The 15,633-nt window shown below is 59.1% G+C and carries 16 protein-coding genes; 15 read left to right on the plus strand and 1 reads right to left on the minus strand.

The genetic code is table 11. The features are described 5' to 3' along the window. Positions 1 to 43: 43 nt before the first annotated feature. Positions 44 to 1,015 carry a site-specific integrase gene (locus NA637_RS04015; RefSeq protein ID WP_009684366.1) on the minus strand — a complete coding sequence of 324 codons (972 nt, stop codon included), beginning with the start codon at positions 1,013 to 1,015 and terminating at the stop codon, positions 44 to 46. 526 nt (positions 1,016 to 1,541) lie between these two features. Between NA637_RS04015 and NA637_RS04020 the strand changes: the two genes are divergently transcribed. From NA637_RS04020 to pilV, 15 genes are all read left to right on the plus strand, one after another. Further along, positions 1,542 to 2,030, plus strand: coding sequence for a DotD/TraH family lipoprotein (locus NA637_RS04020; RefSeq protein WP_009684367.1), 489 nt, complete (start codon positions 1,542 to 1,544; stop codon positions 2,028 to 2,030). After that, positions 2,017 to 2,826 carry a type IV secretory system conjugative DNA transfer family protein gene (locus NA637_RS04025; protein ID WP_023118096.1) on the plus strand — a complete coding sequence of 270 codons (810 nt, stop codon included), beginning with the start codon at positions 2,017 to 2,019 and terminating at the stop codon, positions 2,824 to 2,826. The genes NA637_RS04020 and NA637_RS04025 overlap by 14 nt, the downstream gene beginning before the upstream one ends. Continuing rightward, the gene (locus NA637_RS04030; protein WP_009684369.1) at positions 2,823 to 4,028 is read left to right on the plus strand and encodes a type IV pilus twitching motility protein PilT; all 1,206 of its coding nucleotides are present in this window, start codon (positions 2,823 to 2,825) and stop codon (positions 4,026 to 4,028) included. Before NA637_RS04025 ends, NA637_RS04030 begins: the two co-directional genes overlap by 4 nt. Further along, positions 4,021 to 4,290: an IcmT/TraK family protein gene (gene icmT, locus NA637_RS04035; RefSeq protein ID WP_009684370.1), complete on the plus strand. Its 270-nt coding sequence runs from the start codon at positions 4,021 to 4,023 to the stop codon at positions 4,288 to 4,290. The genes NA637_RS04030 and icmT overlap by 8 nt, the downstream gene beginning before the upstream one ends. Further along, a complete protein-coding gene (parM, locus tag NA637_RS04040) occupies positions 4,253 to 5,434 on the plus strand; it encodes a ParM/StbA family protein (RefSeq protein WP_256071067.1) in 1,182 nt (393 codons plus the stop codon). The genes icmT and parM overlap by 38 nt, the downstream gene beginning before the upstream one ends. Before the next feature lie 3 nt (positions 5,435 to 5,437). Next, positions 5,438 to 5,884, plus strand: coding sequence for a hypothetical protein (locus NA637_RS04045; protein WP_009684372.1), 447 nt, complete (start codon positions 5,438 to 5,440; stop codon positions 5,882 to 5,884). Positions 5,885 to 5,911: 27 nt separating this feature from the next. Next, on the plus strand, positions 5,912 to 6,754 hold the full coding sequence (locus NA637_RS04050) for a toxin co-regulated pilus biosynthesis Q family protein (RefSeq protein ID WP_052960512.1): 843 nt from the start codon (positions 5,912 to 5,914) through the stop codon (positions 6,752 to 6,754). A gap of 2 nt (positions 6,755 to 6,756) precedes the next feature. After that, positions 6,757 to 8,448 carry a PilN family type IVB pilus formation outer membrane protein gene (locus tag NA637_RS04055; protein ID WP_015026533.1) on the plus strand — a complete coding sequence of 564 codons (1,692 nt, stop codon included), beginning with the start codon at positions 6,757 to 6,759 and terminating at the stop codon, positions 8,446 to 8,448. Positions 8,449 to 8,450: 2 nt separating this feature from the next. Then, on the plus strand, positions 8,451 to 9,794 hold the full coding sequence (pilO2, locus tag NA637_RS04060) for a type 4b pilus protein PilO2 (protein ID WP_023118098.1): 1,344 nt from the start codon (positions 8,451 to 8,453) through the stop codon (positions 9,792 to 9,794). Continuing rightward, entirely contained in the window at positions 9,781 to 10,302 is a 522-nt protein-coding gene (gene pilP, locus NA637_RS04065) for a type IV pilus biogenesis protein PilP (protein ID WP_009684378.1), read from the plus strand. Before pilO2 ends, pilP begins: the two co-directional genes overlap by 14 nt. Positions 10,303 to 10,321: 19 nt before the next feature. After that, a complete protein-coding gene (locus NA637_RS04070; RefSeq protein WP_009684379.1) occupies positions 10,322 to 11,884 on the plus strand; it encodes a GspE/PulE family protein in 1,563 nt (520 codons plus the stop codon). A 1-nt stretch (position 11,885) separates the two neighbouring features. Then, positions 11,886 to 12,968 (plus strand): type II secretion system F family protein, encoded by a 1,083-nt coding sequence (locus NA637_RS04075; RefSeq protein ID WP_009684380.1) that lies wholly within the window; start codon positions 11,886 to 11,888, stop codon positions 12,966 to 12,968. A 32-nt stretch (positions 12,969 to 13,000) separates the two neighbouring features. Next, entirely contained in the window at positions 13,001 to 13,567 is a 567-nt protein-coding gene (locus NA637_RS04080; RefSeq protein WP_023118099.1) for a type 4 pilus major pilin, read from the plus strand. A 26-nt stretch (positions 13,568 to 13,593) separates the two neighbouring features. After that, the gene (locus NA637_RS04085) at positions 13,594 to 14,571 is read left to right on the plus strand and encodes an ATPase, T2SS/T4P/T4SS family (protein WP_009684382.1); all 978 of its coding nucleotides are present in this window, start codon (positions 13,594 to 13,596) and stop codon (positions 14,569 to 14,571) included. After that, positions 14,568 to 15,633, plus strand: a 1,066-nt coding sequence (gene pilV, locus NA637_RS04090; protein WP_256071068.1) for a shufflon system plasmid conjugative transfer pilus tip adhesin PilV, incomplete at its 3' end; no start/stop codon positions are given. The genes NA637_RS04085 and pilV, both read left to right, overlap by 4 nt.

The raw sequence follows: 15,633 nt of genomic DNA on the forward strand, positions 1-15,633 counted from the left end.
AAACAAAAAAGGGAGCATAAAGATCCCTTTTTTTTGCCGATCATTATTCGCCGCCTAAAGCAACTTTGGACCTCGGTTTGAACGTCTTCGACTTCAATCGCACTTTTTGGACATCAGAGGCTAACGGCTTCACCTTTCCGGCGGCATCACCTGAAACCTTTCTCGCGTAATGCTCTCCTGCGGTCTCGTCACTTCCATGCCCCATCAGCGCGGCCACCTCGGCCTTGCTGTTGCCGGCCAGCTTTGCGTTCGCCGAGAACTGATGCCGCATTGAGTACAGCGTCGGATACTTCATTCGCTTCCCAAAGCAATGCCTGGTGGCGTACTTCATGTAGTCGCCCATCCTCTCCTGCAGGGTGTCGAACGGGAGCTCGCCGGCGTAGCCTTCCAGCATCGCAATCATCTCGTGGATGTCCTCCAGCTCGTCAGCTGTCAGATCCCCCAGATCCAGGGAGCGGAACGTTCCATTGCCGCGGCCGTTCGTGGCCTTCGCGTTCTCGACATTAAGTACGGGGCGGCCGTGGATCTCAGTCACGCCGGCTGACTTCCATTCTCCCGGCCGCAGACCGACCAAGTAGGTCGCTTTCAACCAGGTCTTCAATGGGCGCGCATAGCGGTGTTTGCCCTGGTGCATCTCCAGGTACGAAAGCAAACGTTGGTAGTCGGCTCGCTTAAAGCCCTTCTGCTTCTTGGAGGATGTCTGAGTCCCTTTTCGAAGGGTGCCCTCTGATGAGGTCGTATCCAGCATCTGGAGAGCGGCCTGGAGCTCTTCCTGGACGACTTTCTCCTCAGTCGCCGCCATACGCTCAGTGAACAGATGCCGAAGGGCGTTCTTGTACTGCTTCCAGGTGTTACGGGCGATCGAGGGCTTACGGGTGATGAGGTGCTCGATCACCGTGAGTGGCGGTACCGAATGGGGGGAGTCGATGCCGTATGCCTGGGCAGCTTGGGAGCAGACAGAGAGAGCCTTGATGACGTACTGCTCATTCGTTTCCGGAAGTCTACTCGGAATCATAAGTTTTATTTGGCTACCCCCGTTACTCGGAACCGTAAACGTCTCCAAGTAACGTATCAGATGCAGACTATTGTCGCCAGAAATCTTCGTTCGATACCCGTGTTGACCTATTCGGAAACGGACGTTGCTGAGTTCGTCATCGATCCATCGGCGAGCGCATCACCCGCTGCGAGTGATCTGCCAGCTGTGACCTAAAAAGAGTCGGCGTGTCTGGGTATTTGTCGGCGGAGTAGGGCGGTGCTGCTGCCGAGTGTCACATGTGACCTAAAGGGGGTATTGGCTCCCGAAAGCCCTGTATCTGCGGCATCTCGCACTGGCTATAGGGATGGTCACAGGTGACCTATTTGGCGGGCAGAAGGGATTTTAGGTCACCTAAGACCTATATGGGTGTGGGTTGGTGTTGAGTGGTGGGTCACTTCTGACTATCATTGTCTTATCGTTCGACTTTCGTTGATGTATAGTCGTGCGCTAAAGCGTTGTTTTCCTGTAAGGAGCGCTTTATCCATCAACCAACCGAGCAGATACGATGAAGAACCGAGTGATTGCTGGCTCTCTGCTTGTCGCTACGTTGTTGTCCGGGTGCGCTGGGACTGGCCGTGGTGGCGACAAGAGCTACAGCGACGACCCCGCTTACCAGAAGCTCCAGGAAACAGCGAAGAACATCCAGCAGTCGCTCACGCAGCTTGCTGAAGCTGAGCAGTACGAGAAGATGAAGAACCGGCCTTCGCAGCCGCGGATCTATGCTCAGATCCGCGGCATGGAGCAGGTCGTGACCATGCCCTGGCACGGCTCTCTCGAACAGGCGGTGAGCAAGCTCGCATCGTTCTCCGGCTACGAAGTGAAGTTCATGGGTAAACCGCCGGCTGTTCCGATCCTTGTGCAGATCGGCGAGTCCCCCGCGAGCATTTCTGACCATCTGCGTAACGTCGGCATCCAGGCCGGTGTGCGTGCGGACATCGTAGTGAATCCTTCGCTTCGTGTTGTGGAAGTGAGGTACACCGATGGCGCCGTTTAAGTGTGGTCTTTTGGCTGCTTGCCTGTTGGCCGCGTCTGGCGCATTCGCCGGACAGGATGCTCCGCCGCCGGACTTGTCGGGCGTCCTCACTGGAAGCACCAATGCAGCTCATGAATCGAGTATTGAAAGCGACATTCCGGCTATCCGTCTCAGCTCGTTGAAAGAAGCGGCTTTGGGATATGGCGTTCGAAGCGGTTTGGCTCGTCGATCCTATGAGATTGGCAAAATGCTGAGTGCCAACGAGTCGCTTCTCGACGGCATTTTTAATTTTGCCGCGCTAGTTCTTGAGCGAAATGTAATGCCCCCGGTTCTGTCCTACGGTCAAGTAAGTTTGAACTTGCCTGACACCGAAACTATCCGCGTCGCTGACGCTACTTACCGCATTGAGAGCCAAGCAAGATTTGTTACTGCGCCGACTAACTGGCGCGATTACTTGCTGCACGACTTCCAATATCAAGTAGAAGTCCCGGCCACGAGCCTGTTGCCGAAAAATGACGCCGAAAAGAAAGTATGGGAGAAATATGTCTCCCAAGGCTGGGATATCGGTTTCAAACAAGCTGATGAAATATTCGGTCAGTCGTTGGCTCGCTTGGAACGAGATTACAAAGGTATGGTTCTTTATAAGAGCCTTCTTGCCAAGGGCATGATTAGCAAGCCCTATGTTGCCGAGTCGAAGATGGGCGTTACCGGAAATGGGAACGAAATCAATATCAATGATCGAGTTCTTCGTATTACGGCGAAGCCGCAGCTGCAAACCAATCCGGCGATCTGGAAGCCGGTGGCGGTGCCGAGATGAGCTCCGTGACCGTTGCTCGTGATCGGCTGACCGGCTATCTCATGAAAGGGGAGGCGGCTCGCTTCAACGATGCCGATTTCGACCAGGTGCTCATCCATGCAATGGACATGGAAGCGTCTGATGTCTACTTCAAGACTTCCCGCCCGGTGGTTGCCCGGGTGCATGGGCGACTGGTTCGCCTCACTACCAGGCCGCTGCAGCATGCTGAGGTGGTTCGTCTGGTGGTGCTGATGTACGGGGCTAACGCCGAGGTTGAACTTCGCAAGGGTACGCCGTTGGACCAGGCCTTCTCAGTGAAGGTCAACCGCGAGAAAGACTACCGTTTCCGCTGGTGTGCCACCGGCGTTCGCATTGATGGTGCTTTCGGCATCTCCGTGATCATGCGGGAGCTGAAAGAAGTTCCGCCTGCAGCGCGAGAGGAGGAGTACCACGCGGATCTCTGGCGGGCTCTGTTCCCACTGCAGGGTCTTGTCTTCATCACGGGGGAAACCGGCGCCGGCAAGACGACGACGCTCGCCTCGTGGATTCGCAAGATCGCCGAGGATCCCGAGTCCGACACGCACATTGTCTCGTTTGAGGCGCCGATCGAGTACCGCTTGGACTCCCTGGCAACCACGTCCTGTGAGATCGACCAGTCTGACGTGCCGGCCGACGTCGCTTCGTTCGCTCTGGGAGTCGTTAACGCACTGCGTCGCGATCCAGACGTAATCCTGGTAGGTGAGTCGCGGGACGCCGAAACCATCAAGGCGGCGGTGCTCGCAGCGCAAACGGGTCACCTCGTCCTCAGCACTCTTCATAGCAACAGCGTACAGACCACTTTCCTGCGGTTGATCCAGGCCTGCCCGGTCGAGGAGCTCTACTCGATCATGGGGGCTGTGATCGGGAACATCGAAATCATCGTCTGCCAGCGCTTGGTGCGCTCCACAGATGGTCGTCGTTGCGCTGTGCGGGAACACCTGGTGTTCAACAGCTACATCCGCAACGAGCTGCTCAAAACGGCCGCAACCAACATCTCGCTTCTGCCGTATCGCGCCGGCCAGCTGCTGGCCCAGTTCGGCCAGTCGATGTTGCAGGACGCGGAACGTCTGCACGCGGAAGGACGCATCGATCAAACGCAGGTGGATCTGTTCCGGGCGGAGGGCGAGGCGGCCGAGGCGACCTCGCAGGCGCCGTTCGGTGTGCTGGAGGTGGCTCATGCCTAGAAAAAACGAATGGCGTAATACCGCCCTCACGGTGCGGTTCTTCATTTTCGATGCACGGGCGGCGTTCCCGTTTGCTTTGGCTCTTATGCACATTCGGCCGTGGACGATGGGCGCAGCGCTCGCAGTGTTTGTGCTTTTCGGGGTGCTGGAGTGGCTTGGAATTTCAATGGTGGTGGCTTTACGCGCCCTGCGCAGTTGGATCGCCGGGCCGGTTCGGTACGGCGTTGCGTGGTGGCACAAGCCGCAAAGAAAAATCAAATAAGGGGAGCATGATGGCTTCGAAAAACAATTCTCCGGCCGCGGTCGGAGCTGATGATGTAGTACTCGCGGTAGTAGATGACGGCTTCCGCCAGATGAAAGGGCTGGCGAGCGACGCGCTGATCGCGCATCCATCTCTGGCCCGGGCAGGCTTCACCTTGTCCCTGATCGGCGGTGGCGACGGGGATGCAGGCTTGGGCGGCTACCAGACCAGCGGGCGCGAGTACACCGTGGATCCGCAAATCGACGGCGAAGACACTCGCTTCGATGATTTCTCGACCAGCGAAATCAACCGCGTCCTAGTGCACCACACGCTCCATTCGCTCGGGCTTTCTGGAAAACGAGTGGTATTGGCCACCGGCCTGCCGTTTCAGTCGTTCTTTGTTGCCGGCAGCAGCGAGCCCAACCAATCCCTCATCGATCGCAAGATGGCGAACCTCTCCGAACCCGTCGAACCGCTGGGCGGGTTGCAGCCCATCCAGATCATCCAGCAGCGGGTGACGGCACAAGGCCTGGTGGCCTACATCGACTACGTCGTCGACGACAACGGCAATTTCAAGTCCGATGTTGAGATGGACGCTCCCGTTGCCGTTATCGACATCGGTGGGCGCACTACTGACTGTGTCACCGTCTATGGCGGCGGCAAGCTTGATCACGTGGGGTCCGGTACCGGTGTGGTGGGCATCAGCAATGTCTACGACATCATCGAGAACGAGCTCAAACGTAAGTTCGGTGCCAGCAAGATCCGCCTCTCCACGCTGGAGCACGTTGCCCGGCACCGCAACATCCGCCTCAGAGGTCTGCAGCACGATGTCGGCGACATCGTCGACGCTGCGGTAGCCGAGATCTCGCAACAGATCATCCGCGAATCTAAGCGCCGGATTGGCGATGCCGCCGAGATGCAGGCGGTGATCCTGGTGGGCGGCGGTGCTGCTCTCATGTCCAACTGCTTGAAAGAAGCCTTCCCGCACCTGCTCGTACCGACGCGCCCGGAGTTTTCCAACGCTCGCGGAATGCTCAAGTACCTGAAGATGGAAATCGATGTCGATGCGCTTCTCCAGGAGCTAGCCGGGAAGTCCCCTGCAGAGCAGCAGCGGGTGAACCAGGCCCTGGAGGCAATCGCGGACTCCTCGGGGCAGGAGGCCTGATTCATGGCCAGGACGACCAGCAAGAGTTGGGAGCGTTACGGGCGGAGATTTCTTCTCCGCCTCTCCTTCAAGCGTCCTGCCGAGCTGGCTGTTATGGATGAGTTCGATCGCCGATCAGCCGAGCTCGGTAAACCTGACAAGGAGTACCTAAAGCTGTGCCTCTCCGTGGGAAATCAAATCCTTTCGGCAAAGGCTTTAGGCTCTGTTAGTGTTGCGTTATCAAACAACGAAAGTAATAATACGCAAAAAGACGAAGTGCGATTTTCAAGCAATGAAAGTCGCGTGGAAACCACTGTTGTGGAGCAGCAGCAAGCCCAGGAGCCGGAGCCACCGAGCGTGCCCCGGAACGCTGCTCAGCAGGAGCGGGAGGCGACACCTCCACCTGCTGCCGAGCAGGGCAGGGCACCGTCCGCCAAGGGTCTCCTTGGTGGGCTCATGAGGCACGGCTAGACACAAGACATAGGGGCTTCAAGGCGGATGAAAAAATTAGTTTTGATTGCAGCGGCGATGGCGATATTGCCCGTTGCTGCTCATGCGGGTTTCTTCGTCACGGAGGAGCCTCCGGTGCGACCGGCGCCGTCTCCTGCTGTGCCGGCGGCGATGAGCCGTCCTGCATCCGCTGCGGTAGCCACTGCAGCGCCGCCGACGGCCGTAATTCAGCCAGGCGCGACTACCGGCCTGTCGGTTGCATCGGTGCCGGCTGCAAACGTCGGCGGCTTTACCCTTCTGGCTGTCACCTTCGTTGGGCAGCCCTCCGGGGAGGTAGAGATTCGCCGCGGCTTCGGTCGCCAAGTGCGGATCACCGAAGCGCTGAAGCAGATTGCGCCGGTGGGTTGGCATGGGTACCTGAAAGCGGAAATGGTTGGCCGTGTCGACAAAGGCAAATTGGTCGACTGGCGTGGTGGCCGGCGCTGGGTGGAGGTCCTCGACATTCTGGCAACCGAGCAGGGTCTCTCTGCAGAGGTCGACTGGAACAAGCGCGAGATCTTCATCGGCGAGAAACGCCCGGTGTACGCGCCGGCAACTGCTGTAGCAGCGGCCAAGGTGCCGCCCCCGCCTCCGCCGAAACCTCAGTGGGTGGCCAAGCCGGGCAGCACGCTTAAAACCTCCGTCCAGGAGTGGGGCAAAAAGGCTGGTTGGGACGTGGTGTGGAACGCCGACTACGACTACCCCATCAAGGCCTCGCTCACTTTCGAAGGGTCTTTCCTAGACGCCATTACCACGCTGTTCCGGAGCTACGAGAAGGCTGAAAAGCCGTTCTGGGTCGACGTGTACCAGAAGCAAACTCCGCCCGTCCTGGCCATCTCAGCGAGAAACTGAACATGAATTTGAAGCCTTTGATCGCGAGCTTCCTGCTCGTCGCCGCAAGCGGCTGCACGATCAGCAATGTCAACGACACCATGCGCCGTGCCGAGGATGCGAGCGAGTCGGCCGAAGGCCTCGCCGCCAGTATGCGGTCGCGCCAGGATACGCCGGCAAGGCCAACCGTTCGCTACTCCGACACTCCGTGGGTATCGACTCGCCCAATCAACCTGAAGATCGACGGGATCCCGGACGCGCTTAACTGCGACATCACCTACTCGCCGACGGCCGACGTCGACATTTTTCAGGTCGGTCAGGAGATCACAAAATGGTGTGGCATACCGGTTCGTGTCACTCCGGATGTGACCCTGACAGGCAGTAGCGCTTCTAGCTTCTCGCTGCCTCCGCTGGGCGAGCAACAGGGCTCCGCCGCCAATCCTGGCGGCGCCATGGGGCTTCCGCCGCTGCCGGCACTGCCCCAGGGGGGCTCGGCATTGGGGGCATCGTCCGGTGGCCGCAATTTGTCTATCAGCGGATTAAAGTGGAAGGGCGGCCCGGCCAAGGGGCTGCTCGATATGGCTACCGTGCGTCTGGGACTCTCCTGGAAGTATAGCGCTGCGGAAAACCTGGTCACTATCTTCTACGTCGACACCAAGACGTTCCGCCTGTATGCAATCCCTTCGGTCACCGACATGACTTCTGTCGTGTCTTCAGGAACCACTTCTGCTGCTGGGGTAAGCAACTCCGGTACCAGCAACTCAGGCAGTGGCGGTGGGATATCGGGCAACTCCGGCAGTTCGCAGTCCACCGGCGTCACTATCAACACTGATATCACCAAGGATATCGGAAACAGTGTTCAGTCGATGCTCACTCCGGGCGTGGGCCGAATGTCGATGTCTAGCTCCACCGGCACGATGACGGTAACGGACACGCCTGAAGTGCTTGCCCGTGTCGGCGACTTCCTGAACGGCGAAAACAGCAACATCACCAAGCAGGTCCTTCTCAACGTCAAAGTCCTGAGCGTGACCTTGACCGACAAGGATGACCTCGGCATCGACTGGAATCTGGTCTACACGGCCGTAAACGGCAAGTGGGGCATCGGCTGGAAGAACGTCACCCAGGCGGATGCTGCAGCAGTACAAGGCTCGGTCAGCATCCTCGACACAAGCAGCCAATGGGCTGGATCGAATTTGCTGGTTAAGGCGTTGGCCCAGCAAGGTCGTGTATCGACTATTACCAGCCCATCCGTCACCACGCTGAACCTGCAGCCAGTGCCTGTCCAGGTCGCTCGCCAGACGAGCTACCTGGCCAGCATTCAGACCACCAATACGGCTGACGTAGGTTCGACCACTTCGCTGACTCCTGGGACCGTCACGTCCGGCTTCAACATGAACCTGCTTCCCTACGTGATGCCGGGTAAAGAGCTACTGCTGCGCTACTCGATCAACCTCAGTGCGCTGAAGCAAATCCGCCAGGTCTCCAGCGGCGACAACACCATCGAGATTCCCGAGGTCGACAACCGAATTTTCTCGCAGATGGTCAAGCTGCGGTCCGGTGAGACGTTGGTTCTTTCGGGCTTCGAGCAGTCCGTGGACAACGGCAGCAAGGCAGGCGTTGGTAGCGCGAGCAACTGGCTGATGGGCGGTAGCCTCAAGCGTGACAACAGCAAGGACGTCATCGTCGTCCTGATCACTCCGATCGTGGAAGGTTGAGCATGGGCCCGATGGAGGATGAGGTCATCTCGACGCCGGTCACCGTGACAACGGTGAACGGACAGAGCTTCGTCAGCGGCCTTTTCTGGCAGCCACTGAGCAAGCCGCGGGCCTACATGCAAGAGGCCCGGGAGATCGGAAAGCGCGAGAAGATGGACATCGTGGCGATTCGTCACGGGAGCATCATCCAGGCGGGTTTCGTCTCGAAGAACGCTGGTGTGACCAAGGGCATGTACAGCCTGGCCGCTGCGCTAGCAGGAGCCTTGGGTGAGTCCTGGCTTGGCGTGTTTGCCCTTGGTGCCGAGCGCTACGCGCTGGTCGGCGTGAAAGATGGTGCGATCCTTCCGGGTTGCGACATCGTGGGTGATCAAGTCGAGATTCAGGAAAAACTGCAGATCTTCCAGGCGTTCTTTACCGACGAGAACGACAAATTCTTTTCTCCACCCGAGTTTGGGTTTTCCAACAACGAGCTCTACCTCGACAAGGTGCTGGTAGCATCCAGCCTCAAGAAAGAGTACCGGCTCAAGCAGCTGACCTTCGGCCTGACCTCGAAGGAGTGGGGCGTTGTCGGCGTACTGGGCGTCCTTGCCCTGGTCGGCGCTGTTGTGTTCTTCCAGTGGAAGGCCGCGGAAGAAAAGCGGATCCGTGAGGAACGGATCCGCATTGCAGAAGAGCAACGCCTTGAGCTGGAGCGCCTGAACGAAAAAGCCCAGCAGGAACAGTCGCTGCAGGCTCTCGAACACCCGTGGGCGAAGATGGCCGAGGTTGATGGCTTTTGGCGCGTCTGCTTTGCCCAGGTCACCAAGCTCCCTCTGGCTTTCGACGGCTGGGTGTTCCAGTCCGCCCGTTGTTCTTTCGACAAGGTCGACGTCACCTACTCGCGCACGGGGAACGCCACGGTAGGCGATTTCATCATCGGCGCTGCCCCACGTTTTCCTGCCGCCGAGCCCGCCTTCTTCGAAGAGGGTCAGGCGGCAGCTGTACATGTGCCTCTCGACATGGGGGTAGGCGGCGATGAGGACCTGGAGCAGATGAATCCGCTGCTGAACAGGTTCTCCTCTCATTTCCAACGTCTCGGCTTGAAGCCCGTCATCAACGAGAAGGCCACAGAAGAGCAGCGGCAGGTGATGCCCGGCGAGGATCCGAACGATCCAAACGCGCCGAAGAAGCCCGAGCCGTTCTGGCGCACGTTCACCTTCAGCTATGAGTCGCCGCGGGCGCCGAACGAAACGCTGTCTGGGCTTGCTGGTCCTGGGCTTCGACTGACCGAGATTTCGGTAAACCTCAACTTCGAATCGGCCCAACTGACCTGGAAGGTCGATGGAGAGATCTATGCCCAAAAATAAGATGCCTGCTGCGATCGTAATCGCAATGTTGGTCGTATCGTCCAGTGCGCTCGCTGCCGACGCAACCGTGGGCGACCTGACTCAACTGCAGGGGCAGGTGCTGCTCAAGAAAGCGCAAGTCGACCTGGCCAGGCAGGAAGATGAGCTGCGCAAGCTCAATGGCGGCAGCGCCGGCGGGGTCCCGATGGGGTTGTCGTCGGGCGGCCTCGCTGACGCAGGTACTCCATCGGTTCGATCTGTAGCGGGTGTCAACGGCAAGCTTTACGCGACGTTTGTTTATTCCTCGGGGATCACGGCCGATGCTGCAGCCGGGGAAACTATTCCCGGCGGATTCAAGGTCGTACACGTCACCGTGGACAAGGTGGAGCTGCAGAAAGGAGGTCGACGGTTCCAGGTGGGCTTCGCCTCGCACGCACCGTCGGCAGGTGTCGCTAACGGCATGAATCCTGGGATGGGGCAGCCTGGATACGGCGTACCTCAGCCGATGCTTCCTGGCTTGAATCCGTAAAGGGGCACGGAGAGAGCATATGGGCGTTCCTGCGCTGGCTACTATCGAAACACCTCGTGAGGTGCTTACCGCTCCCGGCGGGAAGTACTCTATCGATGAGAAGCTGCGGGATCTACTGTGCCTGACCGATGACCTGGTGCTCCATGTCTCGGCTTCGCACCTCGGCGATCCGTATGTGCTCGGCTTCATGGAGCGTCTGGGGCGTAGCAAGGTCCGCTATACCCTGCAGAAGCACCCGTTGCCGGAGATTCGCGAACTCTATGCCAACGCAGCGGCCGTGCGGCCGGCGATCGCTGTCGCCAAGCCGGTCGGTCTGATCGAAGAAACCACGCCTCGGCAAGTGCAGGTGCAACGTCTCGTCAAGGACGCGATGACCTGCGGCGCGAGCGATATCCATTTGACCATCGACAAGACACGGCATACCGCGCTCGTTGAGTACCGGGTAAATGGGGATCTGGTCGTCAAGGACCAGATCCGGGCGGAAGATGGTCAAGCTATCGCTTCGACCATCTACCAGTCGATGTGTGACGTAGCGGATCCAACCTACAACGACCTCCAACCGCAAGATGCCCGTCTGAAGCAGTCCTTCGTGAAGGCCTGGGGCCTGTATGGCGCCCGCATCGCGACCAGGCCGACCGACAAAGGGACGTTGATGGTCATGCGGTTACTGCGGAGCTCGGCCGGCGGGTCGCTGGAAGAGCTCGGCTATCTGCTGGAACAGATCCAGCTGATCACGCGCATGATCCAACGCCGCAAAGGGATCATCATTTTTTCTGGCCCGACCGGCTCAGGTAAGTCGACCACCCTACAGCGCGTGTTGAGCGACCTGCTGGAGCTGTTTGAGTACAAGATCCGCTTGCTGACGATCGAGAACCCACCGGAATACGAGATCGGCAAGGGTAGGGCGATTCAAACCCCAATTCTATGCGACTCGGACGATGCTGAAGCGGTATCCCAGGAGTGGGCGCGCTCGATCTCCAACACGCTTCGTCTCGATCCCGATGTCCTGATGGTGGGTGAGATCCGCGATCTCGCGACCGCAAAGGCGGCTTTCACTGCCGCGATGACAGGGCACCAGCTGTGGACGACGCTCCACGCGAACGATCTCGTCGCTATCGTTGAGCGCCTGAAAGACCTCGGCATTGAGATAAGTCTCCTGACGGATCCCATGTTGATGACCGGGCTCATCAACCAAGAGCTGGTTAAAACGCTCTGCAACAGCTGCAAGCTGCCGTTCGTACAAGCCAAGGCCCAACTGCCATCTGACCTCATTGAGCGTGTGGAGCGCTTCTGCACGCCCAGCACCGTTTACGTGTGTGGCCCAGGTTGTTCTGACTGCAACGGCACGGGTGTGCGCGGTCGGACGGTGGTCTCGGAGGTCATGATGCCGAACAAGGGGTTCATGAAGGCATTCCGAGAGAAGGGCAAGGCCGACGCCAGGGCTTACTGGGTCGACCACATGGGCGGCATCACCAAGAACGCGCACCTCATTCGCCTGATGAACATGGGGTGTGTGGATCCGCTGCACGGAGAGCGCGACATCTGCACGCTCGACGAAGACGAAATCACCCTGAGGGATTGAAATGCAGTTGCACGATTTGATGGCCAGGCTGGATCTCGCGGTGATCCGACTGCAGTTCTACGGCTCTATAAGGATGGAGCTCTACGAGGCGCTGTCGTTGCTCCTGGAAAACCGAGTGCTCCTCGATGTTGCATTGAAGGACATGTACAAGATCTATAGTGAGAACGGGAAGAAACCGAAGCGAGCGCTCGCTGCGGTGACCTACGACTGCTACCGTGAGGTGGCCGACGGCAAGCCGCTATCCAAGGCCTTGGCAAAGTGGGTTCCCTATCAGGAATACACGCTGATCGCCGCTGGCGAGCGTTCTGGCGATCTGAAGACCTCATTCGACAACTGCGGAAAGATCATCACGGCCAAGCAGGACATCGTGGGAGCCATCCTGCTGGCTACGGTGTATCCGTCGTTCCTGATGGCCATGGTCTGCGTGATGCTGGTGATGGTGTCCACCAAGTTGGTTCCCAAATTGGCCAGGACCTCTAATCCAGAGACCTGGTCCGGCGCCGCGGCCTTCCTCTACGAGATGTCCCAATACGTCGTCCATTACGGGGCGATCACCCTGGCCGGCATTCTGATCTTCCTGTTCCTGGTCTTCGCCTCGCTTCCATATCTGCGAGGTGGACTGCGCGTCCACCTCGACAAGCTTCCGCCTTGGTCGGTGTATCGAATGCTCCACGGCTCGACGTTCCTCCTCAACGTCGGCGTGATGATCCAAGCAAACGTTTCCCTGCAGGACTCCCTCCGGATGATGGCCGCGGAAGCGAGCCCGTGGTTGCGCGAACGCCTTAATGCCGCCTTCTACGGTCTGGGTATCGGGGGGAACCTGGGGGTCGCGTTGAGCAAGGCCGGATACGACTTCCCAGATAAGAAGGCAGTCCAGTTCCTCATGATCCTGTCGGGCAAGGATGGTTTCGAAGATGCGTTGAGCAACTTCGGTGATCGATGGCTGAAGAAGAGCATCAAGCAGATCCAGTCGGCCGCAAAAATGGCAATCGCCGGCGGGATCATCACGGTCGGTGTGATTCTGATGACGGTTATTTCGGGGGTGTCGGGCATCCAGGACGCAATTCAGGCGGTAGCGAAGTGAACAACAGCAAAATCCCAACCACAGAGGTAGCTATGGAAAAAGCAGCAGAAGTAAAGCCAGTTCAGCCTGGCATCAATCGCAAGGCCCATGCGAAGAAGCAGGCGGGTTTCGGGGCTATCGAGATGATCGTGGTGCTCATCATCGTGATCGGCCTGCTGGCCCTGGCGGCGAGTCGCTGGGACACCCTGTTCGGTAGCAACGAGGCCGCCGAAGAGATCTCCAACGTCAACATGCTCATGGCTGGCACCAAGAACCTGAAAACCTCTTCCGGCTACGGCGCTTCCGGTACGAACCTGGTGCCGGCGCTGATCAAGGCCGGTGCTGTGCCGAAGAACATGACCGTTACCTCCGGCGCGCTTTACAACACCTGGGGTGGTGCTGTGACCGTGGTATCCACCGGTACCGGTTTCACGGTCGCGTCTGCCGCTGTTCCCGAAGGCGTTTGCCTGACCTTGGCCACCAAGCTGGCCCGGGGTGGGGTGTACTCCACCAGGATCAACTCCGGTACCGCGATCATTGGTGAGGTCACCCAGGCTGCTGCGACCGCCGGTTGCAGCAGTGCCACCAGCAACTCCCTCACCTGGGCGAGCAACACCTAATCTGCCGGTGGCAGTAAGGGAGGGGTATGAGCGGCCCAGAAAACCATTCGCCTAAAGAGTTCGGCTGGATCGATCTCTACATTGGTGAGGGCTACAGCGACATGAAACAGGTGGCCGGGGCGCATGCGCCCCGGATCCCTGTGCCAGACAGCATGCAGGAGCTTATTCATGCACTTCGCCAGAAGTGCATGGAGGGCTACGCCACGCATGGTGAGTCCGAGTTTGCGGTGATCCACGAGGGTACGATGCTGCGGGTCACCCAGATGACCGACGTGACCAACAGCAACGTCTTTTTCATTCGGCGACCGGAGGCGGAGATCCGCCGCTTCGCGACTCTGGGCCTGCCTCCGCACGCGGTAAAGCTCCTGCTCGATAAGGGGACGCGGGGGCTGATCCTTTTCGCTGGTGAGATGGGGGTCGGCAAGACGACCTCTGCAGCATCTCTCGTGGTGGAGCGCCTGATGATTCATGGCGGCGTCGCTATCGCGATTGAGGATCCGCCGGAAACGCCTCTGAACGGGCTGCATGGTCCTGGCCGTTGTATCCAAGTGCCGGCGTCGCGAAAGGCTGGTGGATACCGCGAGCACCTCATCAAAACGATGCGAGCCAGTGCGGACCTGATCCTCATTGGTGAGATTAGGGACACGGCCGCCGGCGTCGAGGCAGTCACCGCGAGTACCAATGGTCGCTTGGTCATCGCGACCATACACGGTCGTGACATTCCTGATGCTCTGTCGAGGATCTCGACCTGGTGCGCGGAGCTGCCGAACAACAACGACCTGCTTGCCGACGGTCTGAGTGCAGTCATCTGGCAGACCATCAAACGGCAGCCTGGTCAGCCTGGTCGACTGATGGTCAAGACGCTCTCCATTGGCGCAGGCGATACCGGGATCCGGGCCAAGATCCGGAAGGGCGAGTTTGGCCAGTTGCACCAAGACATCGAACAACAGCTCCGGCAGGCCTCGTGGAGCACCGAAAACCTATTTGGAGGGACGAGAACATGAAGGCGAGAGGCAGGGTATTGCGGGGTGCGAAGAAGCAGCAGGGCTTTGCCGCGATCGAAATGATCGTGGTGCTGATTCTGGTGATCTCCGCCCTCGGGATCGGTGCCCAGGCGATGTTCGATCACGCGGACAACATGGCCGCGCAGACCACTGCCGATCACCAGAAAATCATTTCCGACGCGGCTGCAGCCTATATCAAGGACAACTACGCCGCGGTCGTTGCGGCTGCAGGGCCGACTACGCCGGCGACGATTACCACGACGATGTTGAAGAACACCGGGTACCTGGAGACGAGCGTCGCCGACCTGAACAGCTTCGGCCAGGCCTACAGGGTACTGGCGATCGAGCCGACGCCGAATAAGCTGCAGACGCTGGTTGTCACCACCGGCGGTGAAACCATTTCCGAGACCAGCATTCGTCGGATTGCCAAGCAGGTGGGCGCTCGCGGCGGCTATGTCTCGAACGTCGACACAGCCCGGGTGGAGGGCTCGTTTGGAGGGTGGGGCGTGCCGCTGGCGTCCTACGGCGTTTCCCCGGGGGCAGGGCACTTGGCGACCGCTCTGTTTTTCGACGACGGCGCCCTTACCAACGACTACCTGTATCGAAACTCGGTAGCGGGTCACCCCGAAGTGAACCGGATGAACACCTCGATCGACATGGGAGGCAACAACCTCAACAACACCGGCACGGTGAACGCTACTACAGCAAACATCACCGGGAACGCTGCCGTCGCCGGCAACGCAACCGTCGGCGGCACGATCAAGGGGCAGACGGCTGACATTACCGGGGAGACCTATACCGGTGGGTGGTTCCGTACTCGCGGGGATAGTGGTTGGTACAACGAGAAATGGGTCGGCGGTTGGTATATGAGCGATCCGACCTGGGTGCGCTCGTATGCAAACAAGAACGTCTACACCGCCGGCGAGATGCGCGGGGGCAAGTTGACCTCGGAAGGGAGGACCGAAGTAGGGGAGTACCTCCAGCTCAACGGAGTGGCAACTGAGGGTGCCGGATGCTCTCCGAATGGCCTTGTAGGCCGCAACGCTGCTGGCCTCACACTAT

The sequence above is a fragment of the Stutzerimonas stutzeri genome, from assembly GCF_024448935.1.
GTDB classification, from domain to species: Bacteria; Pseudomonadota; Gammaproteobacteria; order Pseudomonadales; family Pseudomonadaceae; genus Stutzerimonas; species Stutzerimonas stutzeri_AO.